Genomic DNA, 549 nt, shown 5'->3' on the forward strand with positions numbered 1-549 from the left:
ACCACCTTGATGTTCCAGTTCAAACGGATTACACTTACAACATCAAAGCAAGCCTTCCAACCACAATCACGTCATACAAGAAATTTGTGATTACAGATACGCTTGACAAAGACTTGATGGTTAAAGGAACACCAACAATTACAGGTGACGCCGCTAAGTTCTTCGATGTGAAAGTAGACGGTCAAACGGTTACAGCCACAATGAAAGACTTCGCGAAAGCAGGCGACTTCGCAGGTCAACAAGTTGAGTTGGTCATCCCAGCGCAAATCCGCGAAGGCGTGACTCGCGTTAAGATTCCAAATACAACAAAAGTTGTTTATAACAACTCAACAGTTGATGGCGAGCCAGATAAAGAAACGCCACCAACACCACCAGTAACCGTAACGCCACCAACCGATCCAACAGTTGATAAGAAGATCAACGAAAAACTTGATCACTTAGATGTTCCAGTTCAAACGGATTACACTTACAACATCAAAGCGAGCCTCCCAACCACAATCACTTCTTATAAGAAATTTGTGATTACAGATACGCTTGACAACGACTTGA

General features: G+C 43.0%; 1 protein-coding gene. It reads left to right on the forward strand.

The genetic code is table 11. From position 1 onward, the window contains the following. On the forward strand, nt 1-549 hold a 549-nt coding region (locus EAF07_RS10415), incomplete at both ends, for an isopeptide-forming domain-containing fimbrial protein (RefSeq protein WP_142925612.1).

It is taken from the genome of Streptococcus hillyeri (genome assembly GCF_003686955.1).
GTDB classification, from domain to species: domain Bacteria; phylum Bacillota; class Bacilli; order Lactobacillales; family Streptococcaceae; genus Streptococcus; species Streptococcus hillyeri.